The organism is Paenibacillus glufosinatiresistens (assembly GCF_031470375.1).
GTDB lineage: Bacteria > Bacillota > Bacilli > Paenibacillales > Paenibacillaceae > Paenibacillus_AQ > Paenibacillus_AQ glufosinatiresistens.
In genome coordinates this window covers 194,026-208,304 of the sequence record NZ_JAVFHT010000004.1, presented here as the reverse complement: position 1 = coordinate 208,304, position 14,279 = coordinate 194,026, and the positions used below count along the sequence as shown (strand labels likewise).

Below are 14,279 nucleotides of genomic sequence, written 5' to 3'. Positions count from 1 at the left end.
TTCTTCGGGAACGATGGGTTATTTCCAATCCGCAATGCGCTCGATCGGCAGACGAACCGACGCATAGCCTTCTTCGGCGGCCTTGCCCATCGACAGCAGCATAACCGGAACATAGCGGTCTTTGTCCATGCCGAAGGCTTCGGCGATCTGATCCTTCTCGTAGCCGCCGATCGGGTTGGTGTCATAGCCGTGGGCGCGAGCGGCGAGCATGAGCTGCATGGAGACAAGGCCCGCGTCGATCAGAACGGTCTCCCGGTTCACCTGCTCCGAGGTGTTCGAGTAGTAGGCCGAGATCGAGGTTACCTGGCGGTCCTTGACTTCCTGCGGCATCAAGCCTTTGGCAACCGCCGTTCCGTAGATCTCTTCAATATACTCGATGCTGTTCATATCGCCGAAGATCGCGATGACAGCCGCCGAGGTCTCTACCTGCAGCTGGTTGAACTTGGCCAGAGGCGCCAGCTTGCGCTTGCCTTCTTCGCTCTCAATAACCAGGAAGCGCCATGGCTGCAGATTGACCGACGACGGAGCCAGTGTGGCTTCGGTCAGAATTTCCGTCATTTCTTCCTTGCTGATCTTCACGCTCGGATCATATTTGCGGATCGACCGGCGACCCGCCACAATAGCCTGATAATCGTTGCTGCGCTGTGCTTGATTCATGTTAATAATCTCCTTCGTATATAAATTGGCGTTGCTTCTTCACTTCGTATAGGCGGCGTCCTGGATGGTTCTCAGGTTCGACTCCAGACGTTCCAGCATTTCCAGCAAAAGCTTCTGCTCCTCCGGGCCGAACCCGGCCAGCAGTTCATCGACAAAGCGTTCCCGCTCCTTGCGGTAAGCGGCCATCCGTGACCGCCCCTGCTCCGTCAGCGCCGCCAGCGCCGCCCGCTGGTCGGTCTTGCTGGACCAGCGGACAACAAGGCCCGCTTCCTCCAGCGCCTGAAGGTGGCGGGTAACCGCCGCTCCGTCGATGCCAAGCTCCTTCTGAATCAGCGACTGTCCGGCTTCCTCCGTCCGGGAGAGCAGACAGAGCAGCTTCAGGCGGGCCGGCGTAATGCCGGCGCAGCGTTCAAATACCGGGCTGATCCGCTTATTCAGCGCCTGCATGGACTCCAGGATGCGTTCCCGTCCGGTCTCTGTCTCCGTCATGGCAGCTCCTCCTCTTCCGGGCCTGCCAGAGATACAGCCGCCCTATAATTAATTGTGCAAAATCCGGTTTGACGTAACCTAGTATAGGCCTATTTCATTGACCCGTCAAGTACCTCTTTGGCGATCGGTTTTTCGGCTTCGGGCCGGCCGCCGGCTCCACCCGCTGCGCGCTTCAGCTCTCCCGCCGTCCGTAACGCTCGCGCAGGATTTCGGCCGCGGCCCGGACCCGTTGGTCGGCATAGCCCGCGTCTCTTCCGGGGAGCAGCTCCACGCCCTGCGCCGTCAGCGCCCGGCGCAGCCCCTCGGCCAGCAGCCCGGGGCTTCCCGGGCCGCCGAGCTCGGCGAGCGAGGCCATCGTCTCCGGCCGAACCGCCGGATAGCTCAGCCCCTCGGCTCCGCCGGCCGCGCGCTCATAGAAGCGGCGCACCTGTTCGCCGCGCTCCCGGCCGGAGCCGGAGACAATGATGAAGGCGTGGACGAAATAGGCGTCGTTCTGACGCCGCTGGGCAATGCCGCAGAACTTCCGGCCTGCGACGGCCAGATCGTATTCGCCGGGACAGTAGGACCCGGCGATCTCCCCCGCCTCGATTCGGGCGGCCGTCTCCGGGTGGGAGACGGCGACGGCGCTGACGATGATCGACGCGAGCAGCCGGAAGTCGCGGTGGAAGTCGAGCGCGGCCCGGCTCTTGGGCAGAAGCAGCGCCACGTTCAACACGCCCCGGTCCAGCGGGACGGCCGCTCCGCCCGAATGCCGGACGGCTGTCCGGACGCCCGCCGCTTCAAGCTCCTCCATCGCCTCCCGGGCGAAAGGCAGCTTGCTGTCGCGCAGCCCGAGAGCCAGCCCGCCGGGATGGCTCCAGATATGGACGGCGGGCGGCGATGCGCCGGACCCGACATCCCGGCAGAGCGTCTCCTCGAAGGCGAACGGCAGCAGCAGATCGCCGTCTTCCAGGCAGCCGCTCTCTCCCCGGTCTTCACCCCGCCCTTCCCCGCGCCAATGCTCATGCAGCGCCATGCTCTCCCATTCCCGTTCCATCTTCCGCATCTCTCCCTGTGTTCCAGTTCACGCCTATTGTAGCCGATTTCCGCCGGAAGGCAAAATCAGGATGGCCCCGGCCGTCCGGTTATTTGTAATCCCGTCCTCCGGGCGCTATCCTTGTAGGTAAGAGGCGGCGTCCAAGGCCGCCGGACCGAACCTTTGCGAAGCAGGAGGGATTCTCCATGTCCACGAACGCAAGCCCTCAGCCGGCCCAGACCCGAACGGCCCGGAGCCGGCAGTGGGAGCAGGAACTGAACCAGCTCTACGACGGCTTCCTTAAGCACAGCCGGCAGGCGCTGGCCGCTTACGACCGCGAGGCGGTGCACCAGGCGCGCACACACTGCCGCCGGCTCATGACGCTGCTGTCCGTACTGGACCCGGAGGACCGCTCCGGCCTTCACGCCGAATTCCGGAAGGCCCAGAAGGCGCTCGGCAAAGTCCGGGACGCCGATGTCTTCATTAAAGAGCTGAAGGCCCGGCGGCAGCGCGCCAAGCGAACGGACGGCAAGAAGGCGGTCAAAGCGCTGAAGGCCGTAGCCGAGCATGAGAAGCAGCACCGCGCCAAGCTTCGCCGGAAGCTGGGCAGGAAGCTGCCGGCTGCGGCGGCCGGCCTGGATAAGCGGTGGAGCGCCTTCATCGGGCAGGACCTGCCCGGACTTGCAGAGCAGCGGAATGTCAATGTGCTGCTCCGCGAGCTGGAGGTTGCCTACGAGCAGCAGAAGAAGATCTGCAAGGATCTCTTCCGGCAGGAGAACGCGACCTCCCGGGAAGCGCTGGACGCTCTGCATCAGCTAAGGATTGCCGCCAAGAAGATCCGCTATACCGCAGGGGCCGCTTCCTTCGCGCTGGACCGCAAGTTCCAGTCCTATGAAGCCCTCTACCGGGACATCTCCGACAAGCTGGGCGCCATCAACGACAAGCGGGTCTGGCTGGAGCGGCTGGATGAGCCGCTGCGTCAGGAGCTGGATATCCCGCGCAAAGCCTGGGACCGGCTGACCGCCGGGCTGCGCAGCGAGCTGGGCGAAGCGCTGGCCGGCAACGGCATCGTTCCGATTCCGGCCGCCAAGGCCCCGGCGGAGATCTGAGCCTGCATCCGCCAGGCGCAGGAATCCATCCGCTCGCGGACTTTCGGGCCGCAGCAGAATGGAAGAAGGGAAGAGCGATATTGCCGCTCTTCCCTTCTTTTTGCCCCAGGATTCTCCGCTTACCACGGCCAGGCTTCGCCCTCAAGGTCCAGATACAGCGGCTGTTCCGGCCGCTCCCCGCCCCGGCGTTCCACCAGCGCCGCAATCTTGCAGGCCGCCTCCTCCGGCAGAACGGGAGCATTCGGGTCGGGCTCTCCGTTCATGAAGGTGCGCATCCAGCCAGGATGAAACACCATAACCGCTCCCCCCTGCGGCTTCAGCTCCTGATGGACCAGGGAGGACTGCATATTGAGCGCCGCCTTGGACATGCAGTAGCCGTACATGGAAGTGCGGCTGTTGCGGGCAATGCTGCCCGCCTCCGACGAAATATTCACAACCAGCCGCCCCTCCCCCTGCAGCAGCAGCGGCAGCATCGCCCGGGTGACGCGCAGCGTCCCCAGCGTGTTGACGTTGAAGATCCCGGCCATAGCCTCCATATCCATCTCTTCCCGGAGGGTGGCGTAATCCTGCGGCTTGATGATGCCCGCATTGTTGTACAGAATATCGACATGCCCGGTCTTCGCGGCAATCTGCCGCCCGGCGGCAGCGACGCTCTCATCGTCGCCGATATCCAGCGGAACCCGGTGCAGGAGCCCGGCATACTGCTCTTCCAGCTCGTCCAGGCCGGACTTCTCCCGGCAATGCTCCCCGGCAAATACGGCATACCCTCTCTCCAGCATTTCACGGGTCAGATGCAGGCCCAGGCCGCGGCCGGCCCCGGTTACGCAGGCAATGGATGTCATGGGTGTTCCCTCCTCTGTGTCTTCAGTGTGGGCCGTTTCCATTATAACGCTTTCATTCCGGCTCCGCACCCGTCATCAAATTGACAAATTTTCAATTCTCCCATATAGTTGCTAATACAACTAATTTAGAGAGAAGCGATTACACCATGAGTCATTCTGACCTGAACGGGGACAAGCTGTGGAGCCGCAGCTTTCTGTCCATCTGTTTGTGCAGTTTTTTTGTGTTCATTACTTTCTATATTCTGGCGGTTACCCTGCCCGCCTACGCCCTGGACGAACTGGGCGGCGACAAGAACAGCGTCGGGCTGGTGACCACCGTCTTCGTCGTCGCTGCCGTCATCTTCCGGCCTCTCGCCGGCAGATGGCTCGATGAGATCAGCCGCCGGAAGCTGGTCCTGGCTTCGCTGGCGCTGTTCGGCGCCTGTTCCCTGCTCTATCTGCTTGTTCCCGGCTATACGGCGCTGCTTGCGCTTCGTTTTGTGCACGGCATCGCGTTCGGCGTAGCCGCCACCTCGACGTCGGCCATCGTCCTTGATCTCATTCCTAACCGGCGCAAGGGCGAGGGCATCGGCTACTTCACGCTGTTCATGAGCCTTGCCATGGTTATCGGCCCGTTCCTTGGCCTCAGTATCAGCGAGCATGCGGGCTACCGCCCGCTGTTCGTCTTCATCGGAGCGGCCGGAATGCTGTCGCTGCTCTGCGGGCTGCTCATTCCGATTCCGCCCCGCGCCCCCCGGCCGCAGGGAGAGAACCTTGGCCGCGGTCTGCTCCGCTACTTCGAGCCTAAGGCGCTGCCCATCTCGCTTGCCGGCTTCTTCCTGGCCTTCGCTTACGGCGCGCTGTCCACCTTCATCTCGGTGTACGCCGCTTCCATCGGCCTGACCAGCGCCGCCAGCTATTTCTTCATCGTCTTCGCGGCGATGGTCCTGCTGTCGCGGCCGTTCACCGGACGGCTGTACGACCGGCGCGGCGCGCATCTGCTCGTCTATCCCGGCGCGGTTCTCTTCGCCGCCGGGATGCTGGCGCTGAGCGCCGCTCATTCGGCGTTCGGCTTCCTGCTGACGGCGGCGCTAATCGGTCTCGGCTACGGCGCGATTCTGCCGAGCTTCCAGACGTTGGCCGTCCAGTCGGCGGCGCCCCACCGGGGCGCTCTGGCCACCAGCACGTACTTCGTGCTGTTCGACCTCGGCTTCGGCCTCGGCTCCTTTCTGCTCGGACTTCAGGCCGCCCATACCGGCTACCGGACCATGTACGTGACCGGCGGCCTGATTGCCATGCTGTCGGTCTCCAGCTACTTCCTGCTGCACCACCGGCGGCAGAGCAGCGCCGCCTTGAAGGCCGCGGACCCGGTCCGGCAAGACTAGAAGCGGCCGGACTATGCCCGAATGAACAGCCCGGGCCTTTTTTAGCTTCCGGCTATCTCTTCGCGGATTCCTAAATATGGTATGCTGTTCAGGTAATCTTCAAATCCGGGCACAGGAGGCCTGATATTGATGAACCTGAAGCACCGCCGTAAGCTTATCCGGATTACAGCCGCTCTGGTCCTGATCGCACTGGCTTGGATTAATTGCAGAAGCTATCTCCCGACCACCTTTGACCAAGCTGCGACCCGTCATCATGCCCTCGATCTCCGCGAGGTAAGGAGCGTTGAGATCATCCGGCAGGACTCCGGCGGCGAGCAGACGGTCACCCTGACCGGCTCTGCCCAAGTTCAGCGTCTGCTTGCGGTGTTCAACGGGGTCAAGCTGCGGAAATCCGGCTCTTCTCACGGTGAATACCAAACGGTCTACTGGATTACGCTGCGGGGCGACAACTACAGACGAACCGGAATTATCCTCTATGACCATCGCTACATGATTATAAATGCGGTCGATTCGGATATCCCCAAAGACCGGGTCCGTTCCTTCAAGATCCTCTCCGGGCTGGACAACCGCCGAATCGACGACCTGTTCCCACGCTAAAAAAGCTCCCCGCACCGCGGCAGGCAATTCCTCGCCTGCCCGCATTGCGGGGAGCTTATTCTTAGCGGAATCTTATGCTGCGATTCCCGCCCTTGCATAACCTTAGCTTCGCTTCTTGCCGCCGGTTATAAACCGCCATACCGCCAGCAGACATCCGACCAGCCCGATTCCCAGCAGCAGCTGCTGGAGGATGCCGAGCCCCGGACTGGTTGGCGGGATCTGGCTGCTGATGACAATCAGCAGAATAGCTCCGACCAGCGTGAGCGTATGGGTGCGCCTCACTGTTTTCCCTCCCGTCAGACATAGCTTTCGCCTTATACTGTCCACCCATTATAAAGGATTCGGACGGGAATATCGAAGAGCTCCGGTTAATGCTTGCTGTGGGCTTCTCCGTCCCGGGCGTTCAGCTTCGCAATCAGCTTGTCGCCCTCAACGTCCAGATTCGGAAGCAGCCGGTCCAGACCCTTCGGCAGCCACCAGGCTTTATCCTTGAAGATCGCCATGACGGCGGGTACGAGCGTCATGCGAATCACGAACGCGTCGATCAGAATGCCGAACGCCAGCGCGAAGCCGATCTGCTTAATCATGGCGTCCGGCGCGAAGATGAAGCCCGCGAAGACGGAGACCATGATGACGGCGGCGGCCAGCACGACGCGGCTGGCCAGCTCATAGCCGTGGATGACGCTCTCCGTGCCGCGGTGGCCGTGAACGTACGATTCCCGCATCGAACTGACGAGGAAGACCTGGTAGTCCATAGCAAGGCCGTACAGAATGCCCGTCACCAGAATCGGCATGAAGCTCAGCAGCGGTCCGCCGGTATCGAAGCCGAACAGGCTGTGGAGCCAGCCCCACTGGTAGACGGCCGTTGTAATGCCGAAGGTTGCCAGAATGCTGAGAACGAATCCGACGGTTGCCTTGATCGGCACAATGACGGAACGGAAGACGAGCAACAGGATGATTACCGAGAGAACGACAATGATGCCGACATACAGCGGGAAGGCATCCGCCAGCTTGGAGGACATGTCGATATTGACGGCGGTGAAGCCGGTCACTCCGATCTTTACTCCGCTCGCCTTGGCAAGGTCTGAATCGGCGGCCCGCAGATCCTGGACCAGATCTTTTGTCTCCGTGTCCGTCGGGCCCGTCTTCGGAATCAGGCTGATAATCGCCAGCTTGCCGCCTGCGCCTACGCCCATCGGCGTAACCATCGCCACATTCTCATGCTTCTGGAGGCCCTGGACGAGAATGCCCAGCGTCTCGGCGGTAACGGCGCCCGAAGGATCAGCCGGCTCGGCCACCAGCACGAGCGGACCGTTGAAGCCCTCCCCGAATCCGCGCGAAATGGCATCGTAGCTCTGTCTCGCCGTCGTATCCAGGTTGGCCGAAGCGCCCGAAGGAATGCCGAGTTCCATTTTGGCTACCGGAATGGCGGCCGTGCCAAGCACGGCAATGACGGCGACCACGATGACCCAGCGGTATTTCACCGTTCCGCTTGCCCAGCGCTGGGCGAACCCGCGGCGGACACCGTGTCCGACCGGCTTCGCCTTCTCCCGGGCTTTGGCGGAGCAGATGCGTTCTCCGACCAGTCCGAGCACGGCGGGAAGCAGAGTCAGGGCCAGCAGCACGTTGACGAACACGCTGGCTGCGGCGACAAGAGCCATAGTCGACAGGAACTCGATGCCGATAATCAGCATGCCGCACAGGGCGATAATAACCGTCAGACCGGCGAAGAAGACCGCGCTGCCCGCTGTCCCGATGGCCCGTCCGGCCGCTTCGCGGGCGGTCAGCTTCTGGTCAAGAATGAGCCGGCGCTGCCGGTTGACGATGAACAGCGCATAGTCGATGCCGACGGCAAGCCCGATCATGACCGCCAGAATCGGCGTGATGTCATTGAGATGAATGAACTTGGATACGGCAAAAGCTGCGCCTACGCTGATCGCGACGCCCAGAATCCCGGTCAGAAGCGGGAGACCCGCAGCGACGACCGAGCCGAGCGTCAGGAACAGCACGACCGCGGCGACCACGATCCCCACGGCTTCCGTCGAGCCGATGGCGATCTGGTTGGACAGCGATTCGCTCGGAATCGCCTGAATGCCGCTTCCGCCCTGCTCGGCGGATTCCGCCGCGTCAATGACCGCGTTCAGCTGCGATTCGGACAGCGCCGTCAGCGCCTCCGTGAACTGGAACTGGAACAGGGCTACGCTTCCGTCGGCCGAGAGCATGACGCCCGGCACCGGAGCGCCGTCCGCCATCAGCGGGCCGTACGGAGCCGAAGCCGCTCCCTGAGCGGCGCTCTGCTGCGCAGCAGCAGTGTCCTGCCCGGAGGCGTCTGCCTGACCGGCCGCGGCCTGTTGTCCTGCGGCGTCCATCTGACCGGTTGCGGCTTGTTGTCCTGCGGCATCCGTCTGATCGGCTGCGGCGGCCGCCTGCTTCGCAAGCTCCGCCGGGTTAATGACATAGTTCAGCTTGTAGACTTCGCCTACGGCCTGCTGAATCTGCTTCAGCCGTTCGGGCGTATCCAGCCGCTCTCCCTTGGGAGCCGTGAAGACAACGCTGCCCTGCCCGCCGGCCGCCTGCGGCAGCTCCTCCGCAAGCTGATCCAGCACCTTCTGCGCTTCCGTGCCCTCAATCTTCATCTCCGAGCTGGAGTGAATTCCGTTGACTCCGATGAGCGCTCCCACGACTGCCAGGACAATAATCCAAGCGCCGAGGAAATACCACGGCTTGTTGAAGGCTTTTTTGCCCAAGTTATATAAGAATGTCGACATTCGGTATGATCTCCCTCTCTTTGTTCTGAATCATGGCCTCCGGCCCGCCTTTAGAACCCGGTCCGCAAATAGGCGAACGTTGTCTCCAGAAATTGATCGAACGGCAGCGCTCCCGGACTGTCGTTCTCGCTCTCTCCCGGCATCCGCACGTTCAGATTGCCTTCCAGAATGGGCACACAGGCCCCGTATACCGCTCCGACGAGAAGCTGGACGTACCAGGCCGGATACCGGCCGCGCACAAATTGTTCGAGCACCTCCTGAGCCGCCAGCTGCACGCGCCGGAACACGCTCAGCGTATACGGCTCCAGAGCCGGGTAGCGCTTCGAGAGCGCAACGAACCGGCGCAGGCGCTGCAGGAACCCGGCGGTCAGTTGCATTCTCAGCAGGCGGTGCAGAATATCCAGCGGCACCGCATCCGGCGGCAGGCTTGCCATCAGTTCTTCATACTCCTCTTGGCCGCCGCTGACCGTTACCGCAGCCGTAGCGACGGCTTCCTCCTTGCAGGAGAAATAGTTGGCAAACGTTCTGCGGGATACGCCCGCCCGCTCCGCCACATCATCGACTAGAAATCCGTCCAGCCCGCGCTCCAGCGCAAGCTCATACGCCGCCTCGGCCAAAGCGGTCGAGGTCGCTTCCTTCTTCTTGTCCCGCAAAGTCTGTCTGGGATGCAGCAATCCTCATCCTCCCTCCTTCCCGGAATGAATAGCATAACGTTCATTACCCGTTCCGCAAGCCTATTATTGCACAAAATGCAAACTTGCGCAAAAGGCAAGTTTGCATTTCATTCTGCTTATGAACGGAAACCAGAAAACCAATCATCCGGACCCTACAGCTGAATTATTGCAAGGTAACGTTATCCACATATACAGCAGTTTGTCCTACACTGTTAGACGAAGCAACGAACTGAACTCCAATCTCACGAACCTCCCCCAAATTGGCTACCGGGGACAAATTAATCGACAGCGTCGTCCCGCCTGCGGCGTTCAATTTAACAGTCTCTCCTTCATACCAGTTCCAGCTGCTGCCTGTCTTCACATAAAGCTTGGCATACAGCCCGCTGCCGACAGTCCCCCAGGAGGCATGCTTCACCGTCGCGCTCAGGTTTGTTTTGCCGGTAAGACTCCGGTTCTGTGTCAGCATCAGATAATGCTGCGAATAAGGCGACATCACAATATCCGCTTTCAGGGCATTTCGGCCTTTGGAAGACCATTCATCCACACTCCAGGGACCGGCCGAGACGTTCGCTCCGCTCCAACCTTGGGTGCTTCCTTCAAAATCATACAGCGTCAGGGCAGAGCCGCTTCCTCCTCCGTTGCTTCCCGACTGCCTCCACTCGCTATAAGGGGCGTGGCCGGCAAGAATACTCTTGAGATAATTGCCCGATGCAGTAAGACTCCCGTCAGTATTAAAAATGCTGGCGCTTTCGGCCTTGTCATTGATGGCCCAATTGGTCCAAGAAAGTTGGTTCTGATTCATCCAATCCAACCATTGGTTCGTTGAACTGTAGTTGATCGCACCGTCTCCGTCCGCATTGATGAAGCCCATCTCGGTAACAAACAAGGCAATGCCTTTGCTCATCGCATAGTTGGCTTTGTCCCGAAGCCCCTGAAAGTGCGTGCCTGCATAGAAATGCAGCGTATAGGCGATATTGGCAGATGAAGTGATGGGACTGTCGGCTGCCTGGTCTACGTCCTGGGACCAATTCGGCGTACCCACCACAATTAAATTGTCGGAATGCTGGCGAATGACCGGAATGACCTGTTCCGCATAGCTTTTGACCTGGGCCCAAGACGTCTGGACAGGCTCATTATAGATTTCAAAAATCACGTTATCGTAGCTGCCATACTGCTTCGCCATACGGCTAAAAAAGTCTTTGGCAGCGCCAACATTATTTTGTGCGCGGCTGGAGTGCCAATCAATGATTACATAGATTCCCTTCGCAATCGCGGCGTCTGCCACTGCCCGAATTTTGGATTCGTCGGACGTATTATAGGGAGTTCCCGACTCATCTACGCCATAAGCCGCTCTTACGATTTCGGCCTGGAACTCATTGACCATTCGATCAACAGTAGATACGTTATAGAAAGAGCCGGACCAGTTGCTCCAAAAGAAGCTGCCGCCCTTCACCATCATCGGCCTGTTGGTTTTGGACCCGTATAGTTTGTTGCCTTTGACCTTCATTTCCCCGTAATAGCTGACCGGATTGGAGGCCGATACCGCCGCTGCGGGCTTAACAGGCAGAGCGGCTTGAACAAGAAGCAGGACAAAGCTCAACAGAAGAAGCACGATGACAGACTTGGACCAAAAATGATTTATCATATATTTCACATCCTCCTTTTGGCGAAAACGTTTTAGATTTTTCTAGAAAAAGACGCAGATATCTTCTCGTCTCTTTCCTGGAAGCCTTCAAATTTACGCCTGTTACCGATAAAACCCCCTACACTGTAAGACTATTACCTAAATTAATAACCAAAATACCGAAAACGTTTTCGTTAATGAACAAATTTCACCTCCTCTTCTAATTACTGCAAGCGATAAGATGATATAAGCGCTTACATTCACGTTTAAAATACAGTTTTTCCCTTGCTTTGTCAATTCCTTAATTCGTTGTCCGCCTCGACAAATGTGTGTCGAGCGGGCCCTGTCGATTGCCGCACCACCAAATCAACTGCAACAATCTCGGCAGGCGGTGAATACTCGGGCTGCTCAATCATTCGGATCAAATGCTCGCCTGCTTTCATTCCCATGGAAGCGATGTTCTGATTGACCGTGGTCAATCTTGGTACAGACAGATCTGCATAGAAGGTATTGTCAAACCCGATGACAGAAAGATCCTGAGGGACCTGAAGCCCCGACTCCTGAATCGCACGTATAGCACCCGCAGCCATATAATCGGAAGAACAAATGACCCCCGTTGGCGGCTTGGGATGCTGCAGCAAACGTTTCATTGCTGTATAGCCGCCCTCAATACTGTAATCCGCAACCTCTACATACCGCGCAGAATAAGGAATATCGCAGTGTTTCAGGCCATTCTGATATCCGGCAAAGCGGGTCTGTCCGACCAGGCAGCCAAGCTCCCCGGAGATAAAAGCGATCCGCGTATGTCCCCACTCCTTCAAATGCCGGATCGCCAGCTCAACTCCGCGGCTGTTGTCAGCCGTCACATATCCGGTGCGCGGTCCCAGCAGATCAGTGTCAATCATTATCGTCGGCATCTCCGCTTGAAGTAAATCCAGGAAATTCGGATTCGTCCGTTCAACCCCGAACATAATGACGCCGTCTACATTTCGGCTGATGCAATGCTTCGTGAACGTATAGTCGGGGTTGCTCAGATTCGGCGACAGAAAGAGAAGATCGTAGCCGCTGTCCTCCAGCGATTTTCTCAAACCATCGGTCAGTTCCGATATAAAAGGATTCGTGAAATAATCCAGCAAGAACATTCCTACTGTCCAGGAACGTTTCTTGACAAGACTTCGTGCCACCACATTGGGCTGATAATTAAGCCTTTCGATTGCTTCATACACTTTATTTTTGGTTTTGCTGCTTATATCCGAATAATTGTTCATAACTTTGGATACGGTGGCCACAGATACCCCTGCCTGCTTCGCTACCTCATGAATAGAAACCACCCTGATCACCCCGAACTCCGATTCTCGAATACTTGAATTATACGTGAGACTGATTTAAGAAACCACCTTTATGCCGCCCTCTCCTCGGTCTTGTTCAAGGTTCTGCGGTACACGGCGGCGTAGCCTGCTGCGGAGACCATACTCAGCCCGATATTGAACGCGATCAGCAGCTGATAATTGTGGAACCAATCGTAATTAAGGCCCCCGGCCACACCCGACAGAGCCCCGCCTGCCTGGTGAATCAGAATGAGGAACCCTGTGATGAGGCCGGTGGAGATTCCTTGCTGCTCCAGCGCCTCGTTGGCCAGCAGAATGCCTCCCGGCAGGGCGCCCAAATAGCTGGCGCCGAAGATCAGCGAGAAGAGGAGCGGACTTGCCGGGAAATGAAGAAACAGGATCAGAAAGGCAACCACCCGAACGGCATAGAGACTGGCCAGGGCCAGTTCCCTTCTCATCCGGTCCAGCAGGAAGGAGAATACGATTCCCCCGGAAAGCTCAAGGACACCCAGGAGCGTCAGCGAGGAAGAGAAGACCATCCGGTCTGCGCCGGCCACCTGATAAATTGCCATCAGATGCATTTCCACCGTTCCCATGCTGAACCCGCAGGTAAAAAGGGCTGCCATTACGGCGATTATGCGGCCGTCCCGCAGCTTCCGCGCCAAGTCCGCGGCCGAACGGAGACTCGGCCGCGGCCGGGGTGCCGAAGGCACAGCGGAAGGCTCCGGCAGGCGGTTGGGATTGGGTCGGACGACCAGAAAGGTCAGCGCGCAGAAGATTACGCCCGCCGCAACGCTGAACCCGTACAACGGCCTCCAGCCCAACCGGTCCTCATTCATAATGAAGACCGGACTTAGAATGGCAAGCCCCAGCGAGCCTGAACTGTTCAGCAGCACCAGCACCTTGGCGCGGTGGGAGGCGAACCAGTCGGCCACAAACACATAGTTGGCGGACGCCGCAATGCCTACAAGTCCCGCCAACAGGCCGAATCCGATGAAATAGCCGGTGGTGGACGGAAAGAGCAGCAGCGTACCGACCGAAGCCGAGGTCAGAAGCGAGCTGGCCATCATGACTCTGCGGTACCCGTACTGGTCTGCCAGATACCCTCCCACGGGAGAACAGAGCGCCCCGATTATAATATTGACGGACCAGGTGGTCCCGAGAAAGCTTCTTCCCGTGGACAGATAATGCGAAATATCGTTCTGATAATAAGATTGCACGAAGCGGTTCACGGAGCAGATGAACCCGTAGATCCAGAAATAGACGAACAGGAACCACGCATAGCGCGTTCCCGGGGATAACGCCAAGAATCGGTTCCTCATTGCGAGCACTCCCGTTTAATATTCCGTCTCAAATATCTTTTCATTTTGGTCGCTTAAAAAGATAATTTTTAATTGCGCCGTCGGGTTCCATATTCGATGGTCTTTAATAATGAGATACTTCTCTCCGTGGTACTCATACTCGCGAGTTTTACCATCAATTATTATGGAATACGTCTTAGCCTCTCTCAAAACTCGCAAATTATTAATGATGAGTCCTATAGAGCCCTTCTGTAAACCTCCGATGACAATCTTTTCTTTAACAAGCCCACTGGATTTCACATAGCCAGAGGAGCCTCGATAAATATAAACATAAGGTGAACTAAAAATATAGTATTCATCGTCACTTAGTTTTTGAATTGAAACTTGTTCTAAGTTCTTAGAGTTAATAAACTGATCGATTTCATTTTGGGTAACCGTTTTTTTGCAACCTGTTAGAACCAACCATACACAGGAAAAGCAAATAAACGTTAGCGTTATTCGCTTCATCTCC

Annotated in this window: 14 protein-coding genes; 3 read left to right on the top strand and 11 right to left on the bottom strand. The window is 58.3% G+C overall.

What is annotated here, in order from left to right; translation table 11 throughout:
* Positions 1-18 precede the first annotated feature (18 nt).
* The 3 genes from RBI05_RS07440 to RBI05_RS07430 form a co-directional block, all read right to left on the bottom strand.
* Positions 19-657 (bottom strand): nitroreductase family protein, encoded by a 639-nt coding sequence (locus RBI05_RS07440; RefSeq protein ID WP_150459671.1) that lies wholly within the window; start codon positions 655-657, stop codon positions 19-21.
* Between the two features lie 39 nt (positions 658-696).
* On the bottom strand, positions 697-1,146 hold the full coding sequence (locus RBI05_RS07435) for a MarR family winged helix-turn-helix transcriptional regulator (protein ID WP_310550613.1): 450 nt from the start codon (positions 1,144-1,146) through the stop codon (positions 697-699).
* 172 nt (positions 1,147-1,318) lie between these two features.
* The gene (locus tag RBI05_RS07430) at positions 1,319-2,182 is read right to left on the bottom strand and encodes a lipoate--protein ligase family protein (protein WP_310550612.1); all 864 of its coding nucleotides are present in this window, start codon (positions 2,180-2,182) and stop codon (positions 1,319-1,321) included.
* A 185-nt stretch (positions 2,183-2,367) separates the two neighbouring features.
* On the opposite strand from RBI05_RS07430, the gene RBI05_RS07425 reads away from it, so the two are divergent.
* Positions 2,368-3,270, top strand: a complete 903-nt coding sequence (locus RBI05_RS07425; RefSeq protein WP_310550611.1) for a CHAD domain-containing protein — start codon at positions 2,368-2,370, stop codon at positions 3,268-3,270.
* Between the two features lie 119 nt (positions 3,271-3,389).
* On the opposite strand, the gene RBI05_RS07420 is transcribed toward RBI05_RS07425, so the two are convergent.
* The gene (locus RBI05_RS07420) at positions 3,390-4,112 is read right to left on the bottom strand and encodes an SDR family oxidoreductase (RefSeq protein ID WP_310550610.1); all 723 of its coding nucleotides are present in this window, start codon (positions 4,110-4,112) and stop codon (positions 3,390-3,392) included.
* Positions 4,113-4,258: 146 nt separating this feature from the next.
* Here RBI05_RS07420 and RBI05_RS07415 point away from each other — a divergent pair, with 146 nt between their 5' ends.
* Positions 4,259-5,476: an MFS transporter gene (locus RBI05_RS07415; protein ID WP_310550609.1), complete on the top strand. Its 1,218-nt coding sequence runs from the start codon at positions 4,259-4,261 to the stop codon at positions 5,474-5,476.
* Positions 5,477-5,605: 129 nt separating this feature from the next.
* On the top strand, positions 5,606-6,073 hold the full coding sequence (locus RBI05_RS07410) for a hypothetical protein (RefSeq protein WP_310550608.1): 468 nt from the start codon (positions 5,606-5,608) through the stop codon (positions 6,071-6,073).
* 102 nt (positions 6,074-6,175) lie between these two features.
* On the opposite strand, the gene RBI05_RS07405 is transcribed toward RBI05_RS07410, so the two are convergent.
* The 7 genes from RBI05_RS07405 to RBI05_RS07375 form a co-directional block, all read right to left on the bottom strand.
* Positions 6,176-6,355, bottom strand: coding sequence for a hypothetical protein (locus RBI05_RS07405; protein ID WP_150459678.1), 180 nt, complete (start codon positions 6,353-6,355; stop codon positions 6,176-6,178).
* An 86-nt stretch (positions 6,356-6,441) separates the two neighbouring features.
* Entirely contained in the window at positions 6,442-8,841 is a 2,400-nt protein-coding gene (locus RBI05_RS07400; protein ID WP_310550607.1) for an MMPL family transporter, read from the bottom strand.
* Positions 8,842-8,891: 50 nt separating this feature from the next.
* Positions 8,892-9,515: a TetR/AcrR family transcriptional regulator gene (locus RBI05_RS07395; RefSeq protein ID WP_310550606.1), complete on the bottom strand. Its 624-nt coding sequence runs from the start codon at positions 9,513-9,515 to the stop codon at positions 8,892-8,894.
* Between the two features lie 163 nt (positions 9,516-9,678).
* Positions 9,679-11,160: a glycoside hydrolase family 5 protein gene (locus RBI05_RS07390; protein WP_310550605.1), complete on the bottom strand. Its 1,482-nt coding sequence runs from the start codon at positions 11,158-11,160 to the stop codon at positions 9,679-9,681.
* Positions 11,161-11,432: 272 nt separating this feature from the next.
* Positions 11,433-12,470, bottom strand: a complete 1,038-nt coding sequence (locus RBI05_RS07385) for a LacI family DNA-binding transcriptional regulator (protein WP_310550680.1) — start codon at positions 12,468-12,470, stop codon at positions 11,433-11,435.
* A 68-nt stretch (positions 12,471-12,538) separates the two neighbouring features.
* Positions 12,539-13,789 carry an MFS transporter gene (locus RBI05_RS07380; protein ID WP_310550604.1) on the bottom strand — a complete coding sequence of 417 codons (1,251 nt, stop codon included), beginning with the start codon at positions 13,787-13,789 and terminating at the stop codon, positions 12,539-12,541.
* Positions 13,790-13,804: 15 nt separating this feature from the next.
* Positions 13,805-14,275 (bottom strand): hypothetical protein, encoded by a 471-nt coding sequence (locus RBI05_RS07375; protein ID WP_310550603.1) that lies wholly within the window; start codon positions 14,273-14,275, stop codon positions 13,805-13,807.
* Positions 14,276-14,279 lie beyond the last annotated feature (4 nt).

Bases quoted from the DNA above. Each gene is read 5' to 3' on its own strand.
- RBI05_RS07440 (WP_150459671.1), bottom strand. From the start codon at position 657: ATGAATCAAGCACAGCGCAGCAACGATTATCAGGCTATTGTGGCGGGT.
- RBI05_RS07435 (WP_310550613.1), bottom strand. From the start codon at position 1,146: ATGACGGAGACAGAGACCGGACGGGAACGCATCCTGGAGTCCATGCAG.
- RBI05_RS07430 (WP_310550612.1), bottom strand. From the start codon at position 2,182: ATGGAACGGGAATGGGAGAGCATGGCGCTGCATGAGCATTGGCGCGGG.
- RBI05_RS07425 (WP_310550611.1), top strand. From the start codon at position 2,368: ATGTCCACGAACGCAAGCCCTCAGCCGGCCCAGACCCGAACGGCCCGG.
- RBI05_RS07420 (WP_310550610.1), bottom strand. From the start codon at position 4,112: ATGACATCCATTGCCTGCGTAACCGGGGCCGGCCGCGGCCTGGGCCTG.
- RBI05_RS07415 (WP_310550609.1), top strand. From the start codon at position 4,259: ATGAGTCATTCTGACCTGAACGGGGACAAGCTGTGGAGCCGCAGCTTT.
- RBI05_RS07410 (WP_310550608.1), top strand. From the start codon at position 5,606: ATGAACCTGAAGCACCGCCGTAAGCTTATCCGGATTACAGCCGCTCTG.
- RBI05_RS07400 (WP_310550607.1), bottom strand. From the start codon at position 8,841: ATGTCGACATTCTTATATAACTTGGGCAAAAAAGCCTTCAACAAGCCG.
- RBI05_RS07390 (WP_310550605.1), bottom strand. From the start codon at position 11,160: ATGATAAATCATTTTTGGTCCAAGTCTGTCATCGTGCTTCTTCTGTTG.
- RBI05_RS07380 (WP_310550604.1), bottom strand. From the start codon at position 13,789: ATGAGGAACCGATTCTTGGCGTTATCCCCGGGAACGCGCTATGCGTGG.
- RBI05_RS07375 (WP_310550603.1), bottom strand. From the start codon at position 14,275: ATGAAGCGAATAACGCTAACGTTTATTTGCTTTTCCTGTGTATGGTTG.